This is a genomic window from Algorimicrobium algoritergicola, from assembly GCF_008086165.1.
GTDB lineage: Bacteria > Bacteroidota > Bacteroidia > Flavobacteriales > Flavobacteriaceae > Algorimicrobium > Algorimicrobium algoritergicola.
This window is the reverse complement of record NZ_VSKL01000013.1, coordinates 1-5,634: the sequence shown is the minus strand read 5'-3', so window position 1 is coordinate 5,634 and position 5,634 is coordinate 1. Positions and strand designations below refer to the sequence as shown.

Here is a 5,634-nt window from a genome sequence, read left to right as displayed (position 1 = left end):
AAAACGACAAGTTATTAAACAAAAAAATCCCGATTCAGTAAATGAATCGGGATTCTAAAAAAGGCGGCGACCTACTCTCCCACGAGATGCAGTACCATCGGCGCAAACGGGCTTAACTACTCTGTTCGGAATGGTTAGAGGTGAGCCCCGTCGCTATAACCACCTTAAGTTATAGCTGATGTAATACGGTTTTATGGTATTACTTTCAGCGTTCCATAAAAAATGGAACAAATATCTTAACATATTGAAAAAAGTACATGATTTGTTTGTAAACTTTGTAAAAAAACAGGCGTACAATAAGCCTATGGGTTATTAGTACTACTCGGCTATGACATTACTGCCTTTACACCTATAGCCTATCAACGTGGTCATCTCCCACGACCCTTTAAAGAAATCTCATCTTGTGGTGGGTTTCGCGCTTATATGCTTTCAGCGCTTATCCCTTCCAAACGTAGCTACTCAGCAATGCTCCTGGCGGAACAACTGATACACCAGAGGTTTGTCCAACTCGGTCCTCTCGTACTAGAGTCAGATCCACTCAAATTTCTAACGCCCACTGTAGATAGAGACCGAACTGTCTCACGACGTTCTGAACCCAGCTCGCGTGCCACTTTAATGGGCGAACAGCCCAACCCTTGGGACCTTCTCCAGCCCCAGGATGTGACGAGCCGACATCGAGGTGCCAAACCCCCCCGTCGATATGAGCTCTTGGGGGAGATCAGCCTGTTATCCCCGGCGTACCTTTTATCCTTTGAGCGATGGCCCTTCCATGCGGAACCACCGGATCACTATGCTCTACTTTCGTACCTGATCGACCTGTATGTCTCTCAGTCAAGCTCCCTTATGCCATTGCACTCTACGTACGATTACCAACCGTACTGAGGGAACCTTTAGAAGCCTCCGTTACTCTTTTGGAGGCGACCACCCCAGTCAAACTACCCACCAAGCACTGTCCCCTTTTGTGAAGGGTTAGACTCTAGATAAGCAAAGGGTGGTATTTCAACAATGACTCCACAACGCCTAGCGACGCCACTTCAAAGTCTCCCACCTATCCTACACATTACTTATCCAAAACCAATACTAAGCTATAGTAAAGGTGCACGGGGTCTTTTCGTCCCACAGCGGGTAATCGGCATCTTCACCGATACTACAATTTCACCGAGCTCATGGTTGAGACAGTGTCCAGATCGTTGCACCATTCGTGCAGGTCGGAACTTACCCGACAAGGAATTTCGCTACCTTAGGACCGTTATAGTTACGGCCGCCGTTTACTGGGGCTTCATTTCAGATCTTCGCCGAAGCTAAACCCTCCACTTAACCTTCCAGCACCGGGCAGGTGTCAGGCCATATACGTCATCTTTCGATTTAGCATAGCCCTGTGTTTTTGATAAACAGTCGCCTGGACTCTTTCACTGCGGCCCATCCGAAGATGGGCGACGCTTCTCCCGAAGTTACGCGTCTATTTTGCCTAGTTCCTTAACCATGAATCTCTCGAGCTCCTTAGAATTCTCATCCCAACTACCTGTGTCGGTTTAGGGTACGGGCTGCTTCACTCGCTTTTCTTGGAAGTCGATTTGCTGGATTATCACCGCAGCCGTAGCTTTAGTGTACTATTGGAGTGTTACCACTTCCTTCAACGTACTATTCCGTCAGTACGCACCAACTTTTCGCCTCCGTCACTTTTAGTGTGAGCAGGTACAGGAATATTAACCTGTTGTCCATCCACTACCCCTTTCGGGTTCGCGTTAGGTCCCGACTAACCCTCAGCTGATTAGCATAGCTGAGGAAACCTTAGTCTTTCGGAGTGCGGGTTTCTCGCCCGCATTATCGTTACTTATGCCTACATTTTCTTTTGTAGCTTCTCCAGCATGCCTCACAGCACACCTTCGACGACACTACAATGCTCCCCTACCACTTATTAATAAGTCCATAGCTTCGGTAATATGTTTATGCCCGATTATTATCCATGCCGAACCGCTCGACTAGTGAGCTGTTACGCACTCTTTAAATGAATGGCTGCTTCCAAGCCAACATCCTAGCTGTCTAAGCAGTTCAACCTCGTTTTTTCAACTTAACATATATTTTGGGACCTTAGCTGATGGTCTGGGTTCTTTCCCTCTCGGACATGGACCTTAGCACCCATGCCCTCACTGCTGATTATCATTATATAGCATTCGGAGTTTGTCAGGAATTGGTAGGCGGTGAAGCCCCCGCATCCAATCAGTAGCTCTACCTCTATAAAACTATAAATCAACGCTGCACCTAAATGCATTTCGGGGAGTACGAGCTATTTCCGAGTTTGATTGGCCTTTCACCCCTACCCACAGGTCATCCGAAGACTTTTCAACGTCAACCGGTTCGGTCCTCCACTGTATGTTACTACAGCTTCAACCTGCCCATGGGTAGATCACACGGTTTCGCGTCTACCACTACTAACTAAAGCGCCCTATTCAGACTCGCTTTCGCTACGGATCCGGACCTGAAGTCCTTAACCTTGCTAGCAACGGTAACTCGTAGGCTCATTATGCAAAAGGCACGCCGTCACAGATCAAGTCTGCTCCGACCGCTTGTAAGCGTATGGTTTCAGGTTCTATTTCACTCCCTTATTCAGGGTTCTTTTCACCTTTCCCTCACGGTACTAGTTCACTATCGGTCTCTCAGGAGTATTTAGCCTTATCGGATGGTCCCGACTGTTTCATACAGGATTACTCGTGTCCCGCACTACTCAGGATACCACTATGTTTGTCTTCTTTACCTATACGGGACTATCACCCTCTCTGGTCGCTCTTTCCAAAGCGTTCTAATTCATATGACATTCAATATCGTGGTCCTACAACCCCAAATTTGCCGTAACAAATCTGGTTTGGGCTAATCCGCGTTCGCTCGCCACTACTTACGGAATCACTATTGTTTTCTTCTCCTCCGGGTACTTAGATGTTTCAGTTCTCCGGGTTTGCTCACCTTACGGTGTAACATGTCTTCAACATGCTGGGTTGCCCCATTCGGATATCTGCGGATCGATTTGTATGTGCCAATCCCCGCAGCTTTTCGCAGCTTATCACGTCCTTCATCGCCTCTGAGAGCCTAGGCATTCCCCATACGCTCTTATTTAGCTTATTGTACTTTTTGTCTTTTTAATGAGTTTACTGTGATTAATTAAAAGCTCGTAACCCTAATTAATCACTTTTTTAATTTAATAATTAAACGATTTTAATTATTAAATTTCATGTATCTTTTTCAATATGTCAATGAACGTTTGTTCTCTAAATCATCTTTAGAGACCTCATGTCGGTTGTCTTTCAATTAAATTGACAGCATTCCTAATGAGATACCCACTCTCGTGAGTATGTTTGTGGAGAATATCGGAGTCGAACCGATGACCTCCTGCGTGCAAGGCAGGCGCTCTAGCCAGCTGAGCTAATCCCCCATTTTTGTTTCAGTTGTCAGTTATCAGTTAACAGTTATCAGTTAATTGATGACTTATACGTCAACTTGGGATACCCAACTTCTAAAATTTCCTTTCAATATGTAATGAACGTTGTAATCTTTAAGTTTTAACCTAAATCTTACCTTTTTTTTTGTTGTAGTCTCAGGCAGACTCGAACTGCCGACCTCTACATTATCAGTGTAGCGCTCTAACCAGCTGAGCTATGAGACTCTTTAATATTTTAAATTAACAGCTTGAGAATAAGCCACTTCTTTTATATAGAAGTATTCAAATTAGTCGTCTTTCTCTAGAAAGGAGGTGTTCCAGCCGCACCTTCCGGTACGGCTACCTTGTTACGACTTAGCCCTAGTTACCAATTTTACCCTAGGCCGCTCCTTACGGTGACGGACTTCAGGCACTCCCAGCTTCCATGGCTTGACGGGCGGTGTGTACAAGGCCCGGGAACGTATTCACCGCATCATGGCTGATATGCGATTACTAGCGATTCCAGCTTCACGGAGTCGAGTTGCAGACTCCGATCCGAACTGTGATAGGGTTTATAGATTCGCTCCTGCTCGCGCAGTGGCTGCTCTCTGTCCCTACCATTGTAGCACGTGTGTAGCCCAGGACGTAAGGGCCGTGATGATTTGACGTCATCCCCACCTTCCTCACAGTTTGCACTGGCAGTCTTGTTAGAGTTCCCGACATGACTCGCTGGCAACTAACAACAGGGGTTGCGCTCGTTATAGGACTTAACCTGACACCTCACGGCACGAGCTGACGACAACCATGCAGCACCTTGTAAATTGTCCGAAGAAAAGTCTATCTCTAAACCTGTCAATCTACATTTAAGCCCTGGTAAGGTTCCTCGCGTATCATCGAATTAAACCACATGCTCCACCGCTTGTGCGGGCCCCCGTCAATTCCTTTGAGTTTCATTCTTGCGAACGTACTCCCCAGGTGGGTTACTTATCACTTTCGCTTAGCCACTCAAACCGAAGTTCGAACAGCTAGTAACCATCGTTTACGGCGTGGACTACCAGGGTATCTAATCCTGTTCGCTCCCCACGCTTTCGTCCATCAGTGTCAGTATATTATTAGTAATCTGCCTTCGCAATTGGTATTCTATGTGATATCTATGCATTTCACCGCTACACCACATATTCTAACTACTTCATAATAACTCAAGATAACCAGTATCAAAGGCAATTCTACAGTTGAGCTGCAGACTTTCACCCCTGACTTAATTATCCACCTACGGACCCTTTAAACCCAATGATTCCGGATAACGCTTGGATCCTCCGTATTACCGCGGCTGCTGGCACGGAGTTAGCCGATCCTTATTCTTACAGTACCGTCAAGCCCCGACACGTCGGGGTGTTTCTTCCTGTATAAAAGCAGTTTACAACCCATAGGGCAGTCTTCCTGCACGCGGCATGGCTGGATCAGGCTTGCGCCCATTGTCCAATATTCCTCACTGCTGCCTCCCGTAGGAGTCTGGTCCGTGTCTCAGTACCAGTGTGGGGGATCCCCCTCTCAGGGCCCCTATCTATCGTTGCCATGGTAAGCCGTTACCTTACCATCTAGCTAATAGAACGCATACTCATCTTTTACCGCCGAAACTTTAATTATCAATTGATGCCAACTAATAATACTATGCGGTATTAATCCAAATTTCTCTGGGCTATCCCACTGTAAAAGGTAGATTGTATACGCGTTACTCACCCGTGCGCCACTCGTCAGCAAAAAAGCAAGCTTTTCTCTGTTACCGTTCGACTTGCATGTGTTAGGCCTGCCGCTAGCGTTCATCCTGAGCCAGGATCAAACTCTTCATCGTTAATTCTTAAATATTATTTAACAACTAATCGAAATAGTTTAAAATCTAATTACTCAAAATGGTTTATTCTCTTTTGTTTAATTTAACCGTTTCCAGTTAAATCTTACGCTGTCAATTCAATATGTCTATGAACTTTTTTCTCTGTTTCTTAAGGCGTTTATCTCTTAAGCGGGTGCAAATATAATTACTAATTTCTTAACCCGCAAACTTTATTTTAAAAAAAATATAAATATTTTTTTCTCTACTTAGCTTTTCAATAAATGCTTCTGAACGTTGCTGAAAACGTTGCCGTTTTTAGCGGCTGCAAACATACAACCTTTTTTATTCCTGCAAAGCTTTTTTTAGTTTATTTTGAAAGTTTATTTCTAAT

General features: G+C 45.2%; 2 tRNA genes and 3 rRNA genes. All 5 read right to left on the bottom strand.

The features are described from left to right. Nucleotides 1-58 precede the first annotated feature (58 nt). A 5S ribosomal RNA gene (gene rrf / locus ES675_RS16170) occupies nt 59-167 on the bottom strand. Between the two features lie 125 nt (nt 168-292). Further along, nucleotides 293-3,120 (bottom strand): 23S ribosomal RNA (locus ES675_RS16165). Nucleotides 3,121-3,353: 233 nt separating this feature from the next. Further along, nucleotides 3,354-3,427: transfer RNA gene (locus ES675_RS16160), tRNA-Ala, on the bottom strand. 157 nt (nt 3,428-3,584) lie between these two features. After that, nucleotides 3,585-3,658: transfer RNA gene (locus tag ES675_RS16155), tRNA-Ile, on the bottom strand. Nucleotides 3,659-3,738: 80 nt separating this feature from the next. Then, nucleotides 3,739-5,264 (bottom strand): 16S ribosomal RNA (locus ES675_RS16150). Together the 16S, 23S and 5S rRNA genes with 2 tRNA genes alongside form the textbook arrangement of a ribosomal RNA operon. Nucleotides 5,265-5,634: the final 370 nt, after the last annotated feature.